At 30.8% G+C, this 17,138-nt stretch carries 11 protein-coding genes; 4 read left to right on the forward strand and 7 right to left on the reverse strand.

Features of this window, described 5'->3' with window-relative positions:
* Positions 1 to 2 precede the first annotated feature (2 nt).
* The 4 genes from MARIT_RS08470 to MARIT_RS08485 all read right to left on the reverse strand — a co-directional run bounded on the left by MARIT_RS08470 (position 3) and on the right by MARIT_RS08485 (position 7,323).
* Positions 3 to 4,316 (reverse strand): CusA/CzcA family heavy metal efflux RND transporter, encoded by a 4,314-nt coding sequence (locus MARIT_RS08470; RefSeq protein ID WP_100211283.1) that lies wholly within the window; start codon positions 4,314 to 4,316, stop codon positions 3 to 5.
* A gap of 180 nt (positions 4,317 to 4,496) precedes the next feature.
* Complete coding sequence (locus MARIT_RS08475; protein WP_159254639.1) at positions 4,497 to 4,811, reverse strand: hypothetical protein; 315 nt, start codon at positions 4,809 to 4,811, stop codon at positions 4,497 to 4,499.
* Positions 4,812 to 4,881: 70 nt separating this feature from the next.
* On the reverse strand, positions 4,882 to 5,271 hold the full coding sequence (locus tag MARIT_RS08480) for an acyl-CoA thioesterase (protein WP_024741782.1): 390 nt from the start codon (positions 5,269 to 5,271) through the stop codon (positions 4,882 to 4,884).
* Positions 5,272 to 5,295: 24 nt separating this feature from the next.
* Positions 5,296 to 7,323, reverse strand: coding sequence for a vWA domain-containing protein (locus MARIT_RS08485; RefSeq protein ID WP_231975116.1), 2,028 nt, complete (start codon positions 7,321 to 7,323; stop codon positions 5,296 to 5,298).
* Positions 7,324 to 7,495: 172 nt separating this feature from the next.
* On the opposite strand from MARIT_RS08485, the gene MARIT_RS15490 reads away from it, so the two are divergent.
* The gene (locus tag MARIT_RS15490) at positions 7,496 to 7,651 is read left to right on the forward strand and encodes a hypothetical protein (RefSeq protein ID WP_157926231.1); all 156 of its coding nucleotides are present in this window, start codon (positions 7,496 to 7,498) and stop codon (positions 7,649 to 7,651) included.
* A gap of 176 nt (positions 7,652 to 7,827) precedes the next feature.
* On the opposite strand, the gene MARIT_RS08490 is transcribed toward MARIT_RS15490, so the two are convergent.
* The gene (locus MARIT_RS08490; RefSeq protein WP_024741784.1) at positions 7,828 to 8,232 is read right to left on the reverse strand and encodes a group III truncated hemoglobin; all 405 of its coding nucleotides are present in this window, start codon (positions 8,230 to 8,232) and stop codon (positions 7,828 to 7,830) included.
* A gap of 67 nt (positions 8,233 to 8,299) precedes the next feature.
* Between MARIT_RS08490 and MARIT_RS08495 the strand changes: the two genes are divergently transcribed.
* The 3 genes from MARIT_RS08495 to MARIT_RS08505 all read left to right on the forward strand — a co-directional run bounded on the left by MARIT_RS08495 (position 8,300) and on the right by MARIT_RS08505 (position 13,968).
* On the forward strand, positions 8,300 to 8,896 hold the full coding sequence (locus tag MARIT_RS08495; protein ID WP_100211285.1) for a Crp/Fnr family transcriptional regulator: 597 nt from the start codon (positions 8,300 to 8,302) through the stop codon (positions 8,894 to 8,896).
* Between the two features lie 158 nt (positions 8,897 to 9,054).
* Complete coding sequence (locus MARIT_RS08500; protein WP_100211286.1) at positions 9,055 to 11,058, forward strand: InlB B-repeat-containing protein; 2,004 nt, start codon at positions 9,055 to 9,057, stop codon at positions 11,056 to 11,058.
* A 165-nt stretch (positions 11,059 to 11,223) separates the two neighbouring features.
* Positions 11,224 to 13,968: an InlB B-repeat-containing protein gene (locus MARIT_RS08505; RefSeq protein ID WP_100211287.1), complete on the forward strand. Its 2,745-nt coding sequence runs from the start codon at positions 11,224 to 11,226 to the stop codon at positions 13,966 to 13,968.
* A 133-nt stretch (positions 13,969 to 14,101) separates the two neighbouring features.
* On the opposite strand, the gene MARIT_RS08510 is transcribed toward MARIT_RS08505, so the two are convergent.
* Both MARIT_RS08510 and pbpC read right to left on the reverse strand, forming a co-directional pair.
* Complete coding sequence (locus MARIT_RS08510; RefSeq protein ID WP_100211288.1) at positions 14,102 to 14,440, reverse strand: DUF4870 domain-containing protein; 339 nt, start codon at positions 14,438 to 14,440, stop codon at positions 14,102 to 14,104.
* A gap of 112 nt (positions 14,441 to 14,552) precedes the next feature.
* Entirely contained in the window at positions 14,553 to 16,943 is a 2,391-nt protein-coding gene (gene pbpC, locus MARIT_RS08515; protein ID WP_100211289.1) for a penicillin-binding protein 1C, read from the reverse strand.
* Between the last annotated feature and the right edge of the window lie 195 nt (positions 16,944 to 17,138).

Below are 17,138 nucleotides of genomic sequence, written 5' to 3' on the forward strand. Positions count from 1 at the left end.
TGTTATTCTTTTATATAAAATTCGTAAGCAATTACGGTTTGGTTATAGTTATAGATAAGTGATAAATAGTTTTGCATTACTTGAAAATAAGTATTAAAACTTTGATTGTACTTATAAGCATCTACTTCTCCCGAAGTATATGCTAATTGTAACTTCTTAATAAATTTATTTACTTTAATTACTGTGTTTTCGATACTTACTAGCTCTTCTTCTAAATATTGCAATTGCTCTTTCAAACTTTTAAAGTTATTTTGAATAGCTATTTTCTTTGATTTATTAACATACGCTAACTCCTCCCTAGCTATTTTCTGTTGTTTTATTTTAGCTTTATTAGACCAAAAAGACAAAGGAATATTTACTCCAACAGTAAACCCTCTATAAGTATCTTTCATTTCTGACAACCTTCTTTTCAATACTCCTGCTGTAAGCTCAGGAAAATACACTGATCGAGCTACTGATATCTTTTTCTTGGCTACCATATCCTGCTTTCCTAAAATAGCTTCAAATAATTCAGACAAACTATCTTGCTGTATTAGGGGCTTCTTCTTTGCTGGGTATTTTGTTAAAGGCACAATAGCTTCTTTGGATTGCAGCATTTCTTTTAGTGCGTTTTCTACTCTAATAAAATCTTTATAAATTTTATTTTTTTGCGATTGCACTCCTAACGATTGCAAATTGGTCAAATCATTTTCTAAGCCTCCTATTTCTCCAGCATCGTATAACTTTTTTGCAATCCCTTTTATCAGATTTGTATTTTTTTGCTGCTCCTCCATCAATTTCACCAACCCATATAAATAATGCCATTCTTGATACAAACTTTTTGCATTTCGTATTACTTCTTTCTCCGAAATTTTATTCGAAAGTTTAGATAAATCATATTTCGCCAATGCCAGCTTTCTTTTTTGAATATGCGTTAGAATGCCTCCGAAATTTTGACTAAGTCCCCACTCTTTTTCTGATACCCCTGACATCGTTCCTATATCTTGATACCGAACTGAAGCTGGTTCTAAATCAACAGATTTAGGTATTTCCATTTTATTCTTCGTTATATTTAGCTTAGAACTATTTAGTTTCACAGATTTTTCTAAAGACAATGACACTACTTGCTCTTCACTTAATGTTTTAGGTTGCTCTTGAGCTTGGGCAAAAAATACGCCTAATAATGCTACAACGGTAGTAAGCTTTTTAAACCTTATTTTGATTCCCTTTCCCTCTTCAAAAATCATATATAAAACAGGTAAAATTAATAAGGTCAATAAAGTTGCTGATACCAGGCCTCCAATAACTACGGTAGCCAATGGTTTTTGCACCTCTGCTCCTGCTGAACTAGAAATTGCCATTGGTAAAAAACCTAAAGAAGCTACTGCCGCTGTCATAATTACAGGCCGTAAACGTACTGCGGTTCCTTTTCTTATAATTTCTTTTACTTCTGTTATTCCCTGTGCTTTCAAACGATTAAATTCAGCAATCAATACAATTCCATTTAAAACAGCAACCCCAAATAGTGCTATAAATCCAATTCCTGCAGAAATTGAAAAAGGCATATCTCTCAACCACAAAGCGAATATCCCTCCTATTGCAGACATTGGAATGGCCGTATAGATTAAAATACTTTGCTTAATAGAATTAAATGTAAAATAAAGTAACAAGAATATTAATAACAGCGCAACAGGAACAGCAATTCCTAATCGAGCTCTAGCCTCTTCTAAATTCTTAAAAGTTCCTCCATAGGTAATATAGTACCCTGGATCAAATTTCATTTTTTTACTTACCTTTAGCTTTAACTCATTAACAATACTAGCTACATCACGTCCACGAACATTGAAACCAATGGTAATTCTTCGTTTTGCATCATCACGTTGTATTTGATTAGGCCCTGCTTTAAAGGTTACCTTTGCAACGCTCTCTAACGGAATTTTAGTTCCATTTGGTGTTGTTATATAAAGTTTGCGAACATCCTCTATATTTCCTCGTCTTTCCTTAGGCATACGAACTACCAAATCATATCGTTTTTCTCCTTCATAAACAGCTCCTGCACTTTGTCCTGCAAAGGCTGTATTGATAGCTCTATTGATATCCGAAATATTTAAACCATAAAAAGCCAATTGACTCCTATTATAATCAATAACTATTTGCTTTAAACCTGTCATTTTTTCAATATACAAATCTTCTGCTCCTTTTACTGTTGGTATAATTCCCCCTAACTCATTTGCGTATTTAACCAGTTTATCCAAATCTTCTCCATAAATCTTTAATACGACATCTTGCCTCGCCCCAGTCATCAACTCATTAAAACGCATTTGTATGGGTTGTTGGAATCCATAACTAACCCCTAGCATATTTTGACTTAGCAGCGCATTCATTTTTTCTGTTAACTCATTTTTAGTAGTCGCTTTCTTCCATTGACTCTTATCCTTTAAAATAATAATGATATCTGCAATTTCAACTGGCATTGGGTCTGTAGGTATTTCAGAAGATCCTATTCTACTTACAATTTGCTCTATTTCATCTGGAAATTCCTTTTTTAATAGTTGCGATGATTTATTCGTAACATCAATGGTGTATGATAAAGAACTCCCTGTAGATACATTTGCCTGTACTGCTAAATCTCCTTCATCTAAAGAAGGAATAAATTCTGATCCCATATTTTTAAACGTAAAAATACTCAATGCAAAAATAAGTACGACTCCTATTATAACCCCTTTCTTATAATTCAAAACGAACTCCAATAATGGCGTATATTTTTTTTGTATTGCCATTATTATTCTATCCGAGATCGTTACCTTATTTGTTATTGTTTTCTTTAAAAACAAAGCACTAATCATTGGAACATAAGTCAAAGAAAGTAAAAAGGCTCCCAGAATAGCAAAACTTACCGTAATTGCCATTGGTTTGAACATTTTTCCTTCAATTCCTACAAGTGCCAGAATTGGAAGATATACTATTAAAATAATGATTTCTCCAAAAGCAGCGCTTGTTCTTATTTTTGAGGCAGAATTATACACCTCTTCGTCCATTTCTTCTTGACTTAGTTTAACTCCTGATTTTTTTAAACCTAAATAATGCAAAGTTGCTTCCACAATAATTACCGATCCATCTACTATTATTCCAAAATCAATAGCACCTAAACTCATTAAATTTCCAGAAACACCAAACAAATTCATTAATATCACAGCAAATAACATTGATAATGGAATTACAGAAGCTACGATTAAACCTGCTCTTAAATTTCCTAGTAATAGTACCAGTATAAATATCACTATTAAAGCTCCTTCTACTAAGTTTGTTGCTACCGTTTTAATAGCCTTATTAACAAGCTTCGTTCTATCTAAAAAAGGTTTTATTTCTACTCCTTCTGGTAAGCTTGCTTGTATTTGAGCAACTCTATCTTTTACTCTTTTAATTACTTTGGATGAATTTGCTCCTTTCAACATCATGACAATACCTCCTACAACTTCTCCTTTTCCATCTCTTGTCATCGCTCCGTATCGAATGGCACTTCCTAATTGTACTTTAGCAATATCTTTAATTAGAATTGGAGTTCCATTTGCTGCGTTTTTAACAACTACATTTTCAATATCTTCAGGTGTTTTTACCAATCCTTGACTTCTTATGAAATAAGCTTTTGGATTTTTATCAATATAGGCTCCTCCTGTGTTCTGATTATTCTTAGAAAGCGCTTCTAACACTTCATTGATACTTACCTCTAATGTTTGCAAACGCTCTGGTTGAACAGCTACTTCATATTGTTTTAATAGGCCTCCAAAGCTACTTACATCTGCCACCCCTTCAAGTCCTAATAGTTGGCGGCGAACAATCCAATCTTGAATAGAGCGGAGTTCCATTGCTGAAAACTTCTTTTCAAATCCTTCTTTAGGAAATAATGTGTATTGGTAAATTTCTCCTAATCCTGTAGTTACTGGTGCCATTTCAGGAGATCCTATTCCTTCAGGAATGTTACTTTTTGCTTCTCCTAGTCGTTCATTTATTTGCTGTCTTGCCCAATAGATATCTACATTATCTTCAAAGACAATGGTTACAACACTTAATCCGAAACGAGAAAAAGACCGTACTTCTTCTATCTTTGGAATGCTTGACATAGTCATTTCTATAGGGAAAGTAACTAAACGTTCTATATCTTGTGCTGACTGTGACGGTGCTGATGTTATTATTTGCACCTGATTATTTGTGATATCTGGCACAGCATCTATAGGTAATTGTTTTAAAGAATAAACTCCCATACCAATTAACATGACTATAAGGGCACCAATTATCAATTTATTTTTAATTGAAAATTTTATAATGCTATCTAACATTTTTCATTTGTTTAATTTTATTTTAATACGATTTTATTAAGATAATTTTTTAAAGCAGCGAAACTAGCTTTACATCATTTGCTCTGATAATCAAATGATTTTATTATCTAAAACAGCAACCTTACTTCTGTCTTTTTTATTGATAGAAGTATATGCGATTGCTTAAATTTTAAAATAAAATTAAATTTGTGGTGGCTGAAAAAGCTCATCTAAAAAACTAGATGCATTTAGCTCTTTATAAAAATGTATGCGTTTTCTTGCTTGAGAAAATCTTACAAATTGAAAACTAAAATTAGGTGTTATTATTGCACTTGAAACTCCCACAATAGTGCAATGGTGGTGGTGATCTGTATTTCTTTCTTCTTCTGTATCGTGTTGATGATGTTTTTGATGGTGTCCTTTTTCCAAACTATTGAAATGAACTTCGGAAGTATTTTCAAAAACAATTGTATCAGCATGCGCTTGTACTGGTGGTACAAGGAGTAATAATGTCAATATGATAAGTATTACTTTTTTCAACACAGATATAATGAATGTGCAAATTTATAAAAAAATAAAATCCTTTTTATTTTTTTAACCGATCCTTAACATACTCTACTTTTGTTTTTCCATGCCCTATGGGCTTTCCATCTGCTCCTAAACTTACCATTACTATTTTATCTATTTCGATAATTGTTTTGTGGGTCAGTTTATTACGAACTTCACAACGCAATGTTATGGAACTCTTTCCAAATGCTACTACTTCTATTCCTATTTCTATAATATCTCCTTGCTTTGCTGAGCTAACAAAGTCTATTTCAGACATAAATTTAGTTACTGTTCTCGGTATTTCTAATTGAATAATTGCATAAATACCTAACTCTTCATCAATCCATTGCAATAGACGACCTCCAAATAAGGTTCCGTTTGGATTTAAATCTTCTGGCTTGACCCATTTTCTTGTATGAAACTTCATTCTCTTGAATTTTAATTTTTTATATTATATTTTTCCATAGTATTTTCTAATAAACCATTCTGTAGCTAGTAGAGTAGCTATAAAAAGTAATATCCATTCCCAATCTATCAAGTTTTGGGTGGTCTTTATTTCTTTCTGAGTTGTATAAAAAGACCTATCTGCTATTAACTTTTCCTTTAACCCGACTACTTGGCTTGGATAAAATAATTTCCCTTTTGTTCTTTCTCCTAATGCTTTTAATTTCTTATTGTTTCCATTAACAAACTGCTCTTCTACTTCATAATCTGTTATTTTAAACCTACCATAAACTTTTAACTGCTGATTAGCAACTGATACTTGATATGAATAATTTCCAGGTGCTAAACTTTCTATGCTTACTTGGTATGAATTTCCTACCAAAGACATAGGAAGCCTTTTTATAGACTTCGTTGCCTTATTGGTTAGTGTAAGTTGTAAAGAAGCTCTATTGTCAAACTGATAGTTTTTATCCAAATAAAAAGCTGAAATATTCACCACTGAATTTGCTGGATATAAATTTTCTCCTTCAACTTCTAACCTTGCCCTTTTTTTGTTTGTACTTAAATATTGAACAATATTTCCTATAAACGCATCAAATTCTTCAAAGGTATTCTCCTTACGAAATAAACTAGCTCTCCATCTCCATATCCCTTCTCCAAATAACGCAGTTATTTTTTGGTTATTTTCCTCAAAAGTAGCTAATAATGGTTGCTTCGTTAATATTCCTGAGATCTTTTGAAAAAGCAATGGTTGAAATACTCCTTTTGCAGTAATCTCACCGAATTTATCTTGAAGAGGAGGCAAACCATTAAACCCGATATTTTTCTGCTGAAAGGTTAAAAAACGATCATTATATCCTCCTCCATACCTTTCTAATTTTTGAATGGTGTTTTTAGTAAAAAAAGATTGTTGTTTGTTTAAAAAGCCCCAGTCTGTTTGAGCTCCTGAAACAATCATATAGTTTAATTTTTCAGCATTTAACCACTCAAACAGATTCTTAAACTTATTATTCGGCTGATATAATATAAGCAACTGATAATCATTTTTATAGTTATTTTTTTTAGACAAATCTAAAATTTCAACCTTACGTTGTTTATTTACTTCTATTGCTTTTTTAAGAGCTCCTAAATCTGGATGATTAATTGAAGATACAATTCCTATTTTAAGTTGTTCATCTATTACTTCTACAGAAAAATTTTTATAGTTATTCTTAGTATTCTTTTCTTTAGAAATTTCACCTACTACAGCTTTATAATACCCTATACCTTCTTTTAATGAAATTAAGTTAACTCTTATTGTTTTTGTATTATTTTGAGGCGTAAAATAAATCTTTTCTGAATATATATTTTTCTCATTTCTATATATTGAAAACTTGGTAGTCACCTTCTCTTTTCCTTCATAATAAAGCATTACTTCTACTGGAAACTTGTTTTTTATATAGCTATATTTATTTACGTTTAATCGCGCTATTTTTATGTCATTGTATGCAGTTGTATCCCCTAATGCAATAGGATAAATACTTTGCTTACTTGCTATAAATTCATAATCGTTCCCTATTGTTTGATTTCCATCAGTAAGCATGATAATTGCTCCTAGATCATTTTCATACAAATTATTTATAGATTGAATTGCTTGGGAAATATTTGTTTGATTTTTATCAAATGATAAACTATCTAAAGTTTTTATATCTTCATCGAAAGCAAAATAATTTACCTCAAATTTAGAGTTTAGCGCTTTACTTTTTTTGAACTCTTCAACTATTTTTTTTGCTTTTTCTGTTTCTTTAAAATGTTTTATAGAAAGGGAATTATCTATAGCAACAGCCAATACTGGCTTCTTATTTTTAGTTGTTTTTGTGGTTATTTTTGGGTTTATAAATAACACAAACAATAAAAAAAGACTGATTAGTTTTAAGGAAAATAAAAGAATATTGACCTTCCTTTGATCTTTATTTTTATAAAAATACTGAAAGAATGCAATAGCAGTACTTACTAAAAAAGCTACAAAAAGATATAGAAGTATTGTTGTTTCCACTATTTTTATTTTAGAGTGTGAATATAAAAATATCTAATCTTCCTAAAAAATATATTCGCCATAATATTTTAGATCTCTCAATAACTGATTTTAGTAGTTCTTCTTCCTTATCATTGGAACCATCAATGAATTATAAGATGATTTGTAAATTTGCCTCATAAAGCTTTTACTCATGAATACGCAACTAATAGCGAGTAATGAAATTACAAGCAGAAACAATACTCTTTCTAAACTTATTTATTGGATGGGTGGATTCATTTACAAAGGGGAAGGCAATTCAATGGAAATATCTATAAGACTAATTATGCTAGATATGGTCATCACTTGACTTTCTCAGGTATTGGTTATTCATAATACTGCTTCAATTCTCTTCTTAATTACTACTACACTCACAGCAATGAATACAAATGTAACAACTATAAGCTATTAATTTTTTAAAACTGTCTTTTACTTCCCTCTCTTTAATTACTTTAACGAATTTACTTTGGTAAATATATAAAATAGTCAATTTGTTTCTTTAGGCTTCTCTTTAAACATTTTCATAAAAAGCATAAAAGCTATATTTCTTGCCCTTTCTTTGGCTTCTATTGCTTTTCTACCTTCAAACAATTCATCGACCGTACTACACCAAAGCTCTAACCACTTTCCAAAATGTTTTTGAGTTATGCTATAATTATATACAATATCTATATGCTGATGTACTTTTACTGGGTTTCCCTTGAATTTACGAACAAAAAACAAATTAGTTTCCCAAAAATCAGTTAACTTTTCAAGATGATGGCTCCATTCGTTTGCTGAAATCATTTTTAAAAAGATAGGTCCTATGAACTCATCTTTTTTTATCTTATCATAAAAAGTGGATACCAATATATAAATATCTTCTCTATTTTCTATTTCTTTTAATTCCATATTTATAAAATATTATATGCTCAAAAGTATATCTTTATACCATTTGCAATTTATGACTTAAATCATAATGATTCACAACGAACTTTTATTAAAATACGGAGCCAAGACTCAAGAATACACAAAAAATAAAATTATTTTTTCTGAAAACGAGTATGCTAAAAACTACTATCAAATAATTTCAGGAGCGGTAAAAATGAGTAATTTTAATGATGACGGAAAAGAGTTTATCCAAGGAATTTTTTATAAGCAACAGAGTTTTGGAGAACCTCCTTTATTTATCAATGTAACCTATCCTGCTAATGCTATAACTTTAGTAAAAACCACCCTTTTTATACTTCCCAAAAAAGCTTTATTACAGCTACTTTATGCACAGCCCGAAATTCATTTGAATATAACAAAAAGCTTAGCCAATAAATTATATTATAAAGCAATCATTGCCTCTGAAATATCTAATCAAGAACCTACACATAGAATTATTAGATTTTTTGATTATTTAAAAAATGATGTTCACCATATCAATGGCTCTTTTAACTTTAAAGTACCTTACACTAGGCAACAAATTGCTGATATTTTAGGCTTGCGCGTCGAAACTGTCATACGTACGATTAAAAATTTAGAGCAAAAAAAAGCGCTTAAAATTATCAACAGAAAAGTTTTTTGGTAATTTTATTAATTTTCACCAATAAAAATACCAAAACACCTCTATAAAGTTATAAAACATAAGGGTTTTCTACGTTTTCATCAATTTGCTTTTTGTGCTTTTTTTAACATTAAAGCTGTCTTATTTATAGTTAAATTAGCATAAAAATAACCCAAATAAATATGAAAAAACATGTACTTATCCTGTTGTGCTTTTTACCTTTTTTAAATGGTTTTGCACGAACTAACTGTAATGAAGAACAAAAAATAACTAGCTTTAGAAACGCTAGTTTCAAAACATTTTCAGCGCTTCATAAATCAGTGAACATTAACAACAATAGTCAAATTCAAAACCCCAAAACTAATGAACTCCTAATTAACAACAAACAAACAGAAATTACTGCTTCGAGCTTTAAGAAAGCACAACAGTATAACTTAACAATAGACACTAATAATGGTGGAAGTATTACTATGAAAGTTAATGGTGCTGTATTGGCACCTTACCCATACCCTACTAATGCTGTATTTGATGAAAATACAGAGGTTACACTGAATGCTTCTCCTAGTAATGGATATGAATTTGTTGAATGGATTGGGGATGTGACAGGAAATACAAGCTCCTTAAAGATTACCATGGATAGTGACAAAAAGGTTACAGCTGTTTTTAAAAAGGCGCAACAACACACCTTAACCGCAGATGTTAGCAATGGAGGTAGCCTTATCATAAAAGTTGGAAATGTAGTCACCAATCCTTATCCATACCCTACCAAAGTCGTGTTTGATCACAATACGGAAATTACATTAAATGCCAATCCTAATAATGGTTACGAATTTGTTGAATGGACTGGTGATGTGACAGGAAATACCAATCCTTTAAAGATTACTCTAGACTCAGATAAAAACATTACTGCTGTTTTTAAAAAAACTGCTAATGTATTAACATTAAATGCTTCTAATGGAGTTATTGCTGTAACAGCCAACAATTTAACCCAAACTCCTACTAAGTATCCTATAAGCGGAAACTTTCCTCCCAATACTATGGTTTCACTGAATGCTAAACCTAGTAATGGATACAAATTTGTAAAATGGACTGGAGATATTACTGTTAATACTCCTATTGCAACCATTAAAATGGATGGTGATAAAAATGTGACCGCTGTGTTTGAAAAAGACGCTACTCCCGTAGTGTATATTCCTGATGCCAATTTTAAAGAGATTTTAATAGGCAAACAACTCATTAACACAAATAATGATAATGAAATACAGGTAGCGGAGGCAGAAGCTTACTCAGGAGTAATTTATGTTTCTGGAGAAGGAAAATCAGAAAGTAAAAAAATCAAGGATTTAACTGGTATCGAAGCTTTTAAAAACTTAGTTGAACTTGATTGTAGCTATAACCGAATTAGTTATTTAGTTCTATCTAATAATCCTAAACTAAAAATTGTTAATGCTAATAATAATCAAATTTTTTATACTGGTTTATTTAGTTGTACGGAGCTTAAAGAGTTAAAAATAGAAACTAATTTGGTGCCTAACTTAGATTTATCTGAAAATACAAAGCTAGAAGTGTTACAATGCTCCAATAATAGTTTACAAGAATTAAGTGCACCTAATAGTCCTATTTTAAACATATTGACCTGTAGTAACAATCAGCTTACCACATTAGATACTTCTAATAATCCGAATCTAAGCTCTTTAAAATGTAATGGAAACCTACTTACAAAATTAGATATTTCTAATAATACAAATTTAGAAACCTTAAATTGTGCTAATAACAACCTTAGCAATTTAAACATCAATATAGGGCATTTATTAAACAACTTTGATGCTACAAATAATCCTAACCTTACTTGTATTGAAGTTGATGATATAAACGCTATTCCTGCTCCATGGTATAAAGATGCTATTGCTCAATATAGCACCAATTGTAATGCTACAGCTGGTGTTGACGACATCTTTACAAGTAAATTAAGTATTTATCCTAATCCTGTAAACAATTTACTTCGTATTACTAAAAACCAACATCAAGATATTAAAAATGTACATATTTTTAATATGGTTGGACAAAAAATACTACAAACTGATGAGTTAACTATCAATTGTAGCGAACTCTCTAAAGGTGTGTACATCTTGAAAGTTGAAAGCACTGATCATAAAACTGGCATAAAAAAGTTTATTAAAAACTAAGCTACTTTATTATAAGATTCAAGAGCCCCTGCTTTTACCTCAGGGGCTTCTTTATTTTAAGAACCTTAAAAGAGGTTCTTTTATAAGGAATTTTTAGTCTTTTTTTAACATTATTCTTAATTAGATTATCTCTAGATTAGCGCCCAAAAAACAACCTGATTAAACATGAAAAAAATCACCCTTATTCTGCTATGCTTTGGCTATTTTTTTAGCGGCTTTGCTCAAAATAATCTTGATGGCCAAACAATAATTAACATTCCTGATCCTAATTTTAAAGCATATTTAGTAGCTAATAAACTAATTAATACTAATAATGACAATGAAATTCAAAAATCTGAAGCAAACAACTTTACAGGAAAAATATATCTTAATGATAAACTTGATGAAGAAGGAAATTATATAAGAGACCTGAGAAATGATGAAAAAGTATCTGACTTAACAGGTATTGAGCATTTTAAGAAATTAAAATTTCTTGCCTTGCAATCTAACCTGCTAAAAACATTAGATATCTCTAAAAATACTGCTTTGGAGGTACTCAATTGCAGTAGCAATCAACTAAAAACATTAGATATCTCTAAAAATACCGCCTTGGAGGTGCTTTATTGCGGTAAAAACCAACTAACACGTTTAGACATATCTCACAATAACAATTTAAAAAAATTATCTTGTAGAGTTAATAAGTTATCTGAATTAAATCTTACTAATAATACAAAACTTGAAGAATTATCTTGCGATGCAAATAAACTACGTGAGCTAGATCTTTCTAAAAACCTTGCTCTAACATTTTTATATTGCACCGATAACCAACTTACTCGTTTGAATACGTCTAATAATCCACAATTAGCGTACTTATTCTGCGGTAGCAATAATATTGTTGACATAAATACCCAACATAATCCTTTATTGATTAGATTAGATTGTAGTCGTAATAAACTAACAACATTAGATGTTTCCGATAATAAAGAGTTAGAAACCTTCTTCTGTTCATATAATGCACTAGAAACATTAGATCTTAGTCAAAATAAAAAGTTAGCATATTCTTTTTATTGCGATAATAATAAACTCAGCTCTTTAAACATTAAAAATGGTAATAATCATAATTTAAAAAACTTCGAAGCTCATAATAACCCTAATCTTTTATGCATCCAAGTAGATGATGTTAACTTAGCAAATGGACAATCTACAGATTTATGGATGAAGGGTAGAAATGCTAAATATAAAAACAACTGTAATACTTTTAACTTTACAGTTAATATTAATGATAAGGAAGGAAAAATAAATACCACTCCTGCTCTTATTGATGATAGTTATGATAAAGGAACCGTCGTTACATTAGAAGCAATACCTAATACAGGGTATGAGTTTTCTGAATGGGCTGGAGATGTTACTGGAAAAATCAACCCATTAAACGTTACAGTAAACGCCGATAAAAATATTACTGCTATTTTTAAAAAAACGCAACATACACTAACAATAAATGCTAATAATGGAGCAGTTACCATAGGCACTAGTACGATACATTTAACTCCCTCTTCTTATCCTTCAAATGAGGTTTTTGAGTACAATACATCCGTTTCGCTACATGCTGTTCCTAATAGTGGTTACAGGTTTGTTAGATGGCTTGGAGATATTGATAATGATCATGCTTCTACCTCTATAAAAATTGTGATAAACAATCATAAAAGTATTACTGCTGTTTTTGAAAAAGAACCTGTAGTTTATATCCCTGATCCTAATTTTAAAGCATATTTAATAAAAAACCCGTTTATCAATACCAATAATGACGATGAAATACAAGTTACAGAAGCAACAAAATATTCTGAATATATATATATTCCTAACCGTGAGCAATCAGAAAGCAAAAAAATCAAAGATTTAACAGGTATCGAAGCTTTTATAAATTTAACAGAACTGAACTGTAATTATAATCTAATTTCTCAATTAAACCTTTCTAAAAATACGAAATTAAAAAGGGTACACTGCTCTAACAATAAACTTACCAGTTTAAACATAGGTTCTAATTTAGTATTAGAGGAGCTCTATGTTGATAATAATCAAATTACTAATTTAGATACCTCTAATGCTCTAAATCTAATTAAATTAGCAGTAAACTCTAATCAAATATCAACTATAGATCTCTCCAAAAATTTAAAATTAAAAGATTTTAGCTGCTCCAATAATCAGCTAACTGAATTAAGTACAATTCATAACAAAAACTTAGAATGGTTACTTTGTAAAAATAATCAGCTTACCAACTTAGATTTGAGTGGTATGAGAAACCTAATCGTTGCTGATTGCTCTAACAATCAAATTGCTGATTTAACAATTTCCAACACCCCTAAATTAAAAGATCTATCATGTGCTTATAACCAACTTAATTCATTAGATCTTTCTAAAATTCCTTCATTAGATCGATTAGATTGTAATGATAATAAAATTTCTGAGCTAGATTTCTCTAGCAACAAAAACCTAACCAGTGTAGCTTGCTCTAACAACCTTCTTGTCAAGTTAAATATTAAAAATGGACATAATGAAAATATCAACTATGTATCTATATGGGGCAACTCAGATCTTGCATGTATTCAAGTTGATGATGAGAACGCTATTCCTAACTCTTGGCATAAAGATGCTATTGCTCAATATAGTACCAATTGTAATGCTACAGCTGGCATTGATGATGTCTTTACAAGTAAATTAAGTATTTATCCTAATCCTGTTAATGGCATACTTCGCATTTTGAGTCCTTATCAAGATATTGAAAACGTACGTATTTTTAATATGGTTGGACAAAAAATATTACAAACTGATCAGTTAACTATTAATTGTAACGAGCTCTCCAAAGGGGTGTATATCGTAAAAATTAAAAGTACTGATAATAAAACTGGCGTAAAGAAGTTTATTAAAAACTAAAGCGTTTGTATTGTAAATCAAAAAAGTCCTTCTTTTTATAAGAAGGACTTTTTATCTTTATATAGATATACAAAGTCATTGATAACTGCTACATCAATTTACTACTTTACTTTCTCTCTTTTTAAATATTTGATTAACTTATAAAAGTAATTGTAAATGGATAATTTGGCATCTGATCATTACTTGCCTTAATCGCATTAATAATTGGAAATATCATATAAAAGACCCATAATACTAAAAAGCCTACGATTCCTAATCCAAAAAATAAAATTAATGGGATACATATTAAAAAATAAATAAACATGGTAATACGAAAGTTTAAAATAGCTTTACCATGCTCATCCATATGCAAAATTTCATCTTTCGTTGACACCCATAGTATTAGCGGTACCACAAATCCTCCTATTCCTGTGACGAAATCTAACAGTTGACTCAAATGAGTTAAAACTAATAACTGGTTGTTTTTTTTCATAATCCCCTTTTTAAATGGTTAGTTTGATACTTATCAGACGTAGTGTTTTGTTTTCTGTTACAAAAATAACTTCAACATTCTTATTTTTCTGTAACAATTTTCTCTATAGGCTTTATTCTATATTGATAAAACGTGTTTTTTCATTTCCAAAATCATCAATTACTGTAATTTTATAATTCCCTTTTTCTGGTTGTATAGCCTGCTCATGATAGTGTTGTGTAACTCCGATAAACTCATCATTTAAATACCAATATACCTTTGCTTCGGCATCAGTATGCATTAATTTTAAAACTACCGGATTTATCTGAGATGCTTCGTTTTTTGTTAAAAAAATTTTCGAACTGTTTTTGGTAGGAAACACAAAGTCCATAGTATTTCTTCCCGCTATACCAACACAATCATTTCTATAACTCGGTAATTCTCTATAATCAGTATTTTTTTGCTGATAATAATGCGCTATTAAAGGAGGTAGTACAAACCATGGTAATACCTTGATTTTGCTTACTGATTCGCAATTAGAGTGGACTTGATATTGAACCGTACTATCTACTGTTATTTGCCTATGATATGGACATGACTTCCCTTTAACTCCATTTTTAGGAATATTTCTTAACTCCCATTCACATATTGGAAGTGCTAAATAGCCACTTTGTTTACAAATACGCGCTGCTACCAAATCTTCATAAGGTGTTGCAAACCAAGTTGACTTTGGCAATACGTCAAAAACATCAAACATCAAAGGAGCAGCACTTCCCACTCCTGTTAAATCTGATCTTCCTTCTCCATCAGAATTACCTACCCATACACCAACTACATATTTTGGAGTCGTCCCAATTGCCCAAGCATCTTTGTTTCCAAAACTTGTTCCTGTTTTCCAAGCAACTTTTTGAGAAGTATCAAAATATTTCCAAGCTTGATCTGTATAAGGTCTATTGACCTCTGTTAATACCTCTAAAACAGTAAATGCAGTTCCTGCGTCAATATCATTATTTTCTTTTTTAATAGCTCCAAAATTTACCGTATCAGTATGCTTGTAACTAGGAGTTACAAACTCTTTTTCGTAATAATGATACTGCAAACTTTTATAATGATTTACAATGCCTGCATATGCTGCAAAAGTTTTACATAAATCCCATAAGCTAGCTTCTGCTCCTCCTAAAATTAATGGCAAACCATAATAATCTGCTGACTTATCAATATCTTGGATCTTATACCTTCTTAAATGTTCCCTAAACTTTTCCAATCCATATGTTTGTAACATGCGTACTGCTGGAATATTTAATGAACGAGTTAATGCTTCATTTGCATGTACTGCTCCATCAAACGTTAAATCAAAATTATTAGGGCTATATCCTGCTATTTCCGTAGGAATATCAGCTATTAATTGAGTAGGTAGCAAATCTCCTGATTGTAACATTTCTGCATATAAAAATGGTTTTAAAGTACTTCCAGTACTACGTGGCGCTATAACATTATTCACATCTTTTTGGTGCGCTTTATCTGTAGGCGAATTTCCTACATAGCTCACTATTTTTCTTGTAGCTACTTCTAACACCAATACTGCCATATTATATACTTCGTTTTGTTTTTGGCGAAAATAATGCTGCTGTACTAAAGAATTCACTTGTTTTTGCGTATGGATATCAATAGAGCTTTGTACATACTTCCCTTCGTGTTTCTTTGCAATTTCTTGCACTAAATGAGGGGCTATTGTAGGCAAATCAAATGGTTTTTGGGGCAAGCTTTCTTCAATAGCTAGCATGTATGTGATACTATCTATTGCTGCTGCTTCATATAATTTTCTTAAAAGTCGATTTCTTTTCCTTTTCAATCGTTCTTGATTTTTACCTGGATAAATTAATGAAGGAGCATTGGGCAATACTGCTAAAGTAGCACTCTCTGCCCAAGAAAGTTGATCTGGTTGCAAGCCAAAATAACGCCAGGATGCCATTTCCAAGCCAACTACGTTTCCTCCAAAGGGAGCATGCGAAGCATATAGTTTTAATATTTCTTCTTTGGAATACCTAAATTCTAATCGAGTTGCCAATAGCAATTCTTTTATTTTTTCAGCATAAGATCGTTTTTTATGGTTTCGTGCCAAGCGAATGACCTGTTGGCTAATGGTACTTCCTCCTCTTACCACTCGCTTTGCTTTTATATTTTCTACCAATGCTTTTCCTATAGATATTGGATTAAAGCCAAAATGCCAATAGAAATGTGCATCTTCAAACTTCAAAATACATATTTCAAATTTTTTAGGTACTGAGGCTACTTCGGGGAAACGCCACTGTCCATCTTTTGCTATTACAGCTCCTAATAATTCGTGATTTTTTGCGGTAACTACTGTAGAAGTTGGCACCTCAAACAATTTCCTCGGCAAACAATAGTAGTAAGCAATTATAGATATGCTTACAATAATTATCTTTATCGGGTGTTTCCTAAAATAAGTTAAACCATTGTTTATACAGCAATATATCCCCTTAAAGAAATAGTCTTTTTTCATTTTACATCCAACTTTCTATACCTTCTTATTTATTTGAAGCCATTATTACAGTACGTTTTAAAAGGTTTACTATACACAACTATGATTTTATTGGAATCGTAAACCTTATACTGTTTATTGGCTATATGTTAGCATTGCTTTAAAAAAAGTGAACATCGCATTTTTTTATTTCTTATCAAAATACTGTCTTTTCCT

Source organism: Tenacibaculum maritimum NCIMB 2154 (assembly GCF_900119795.1).
GTDB lineage: Bacteria > Bacteroidota > Bacteroidia > Flavobacteriales > Flavobacteriaceae > Polaribacter > Polaribacter maritimus.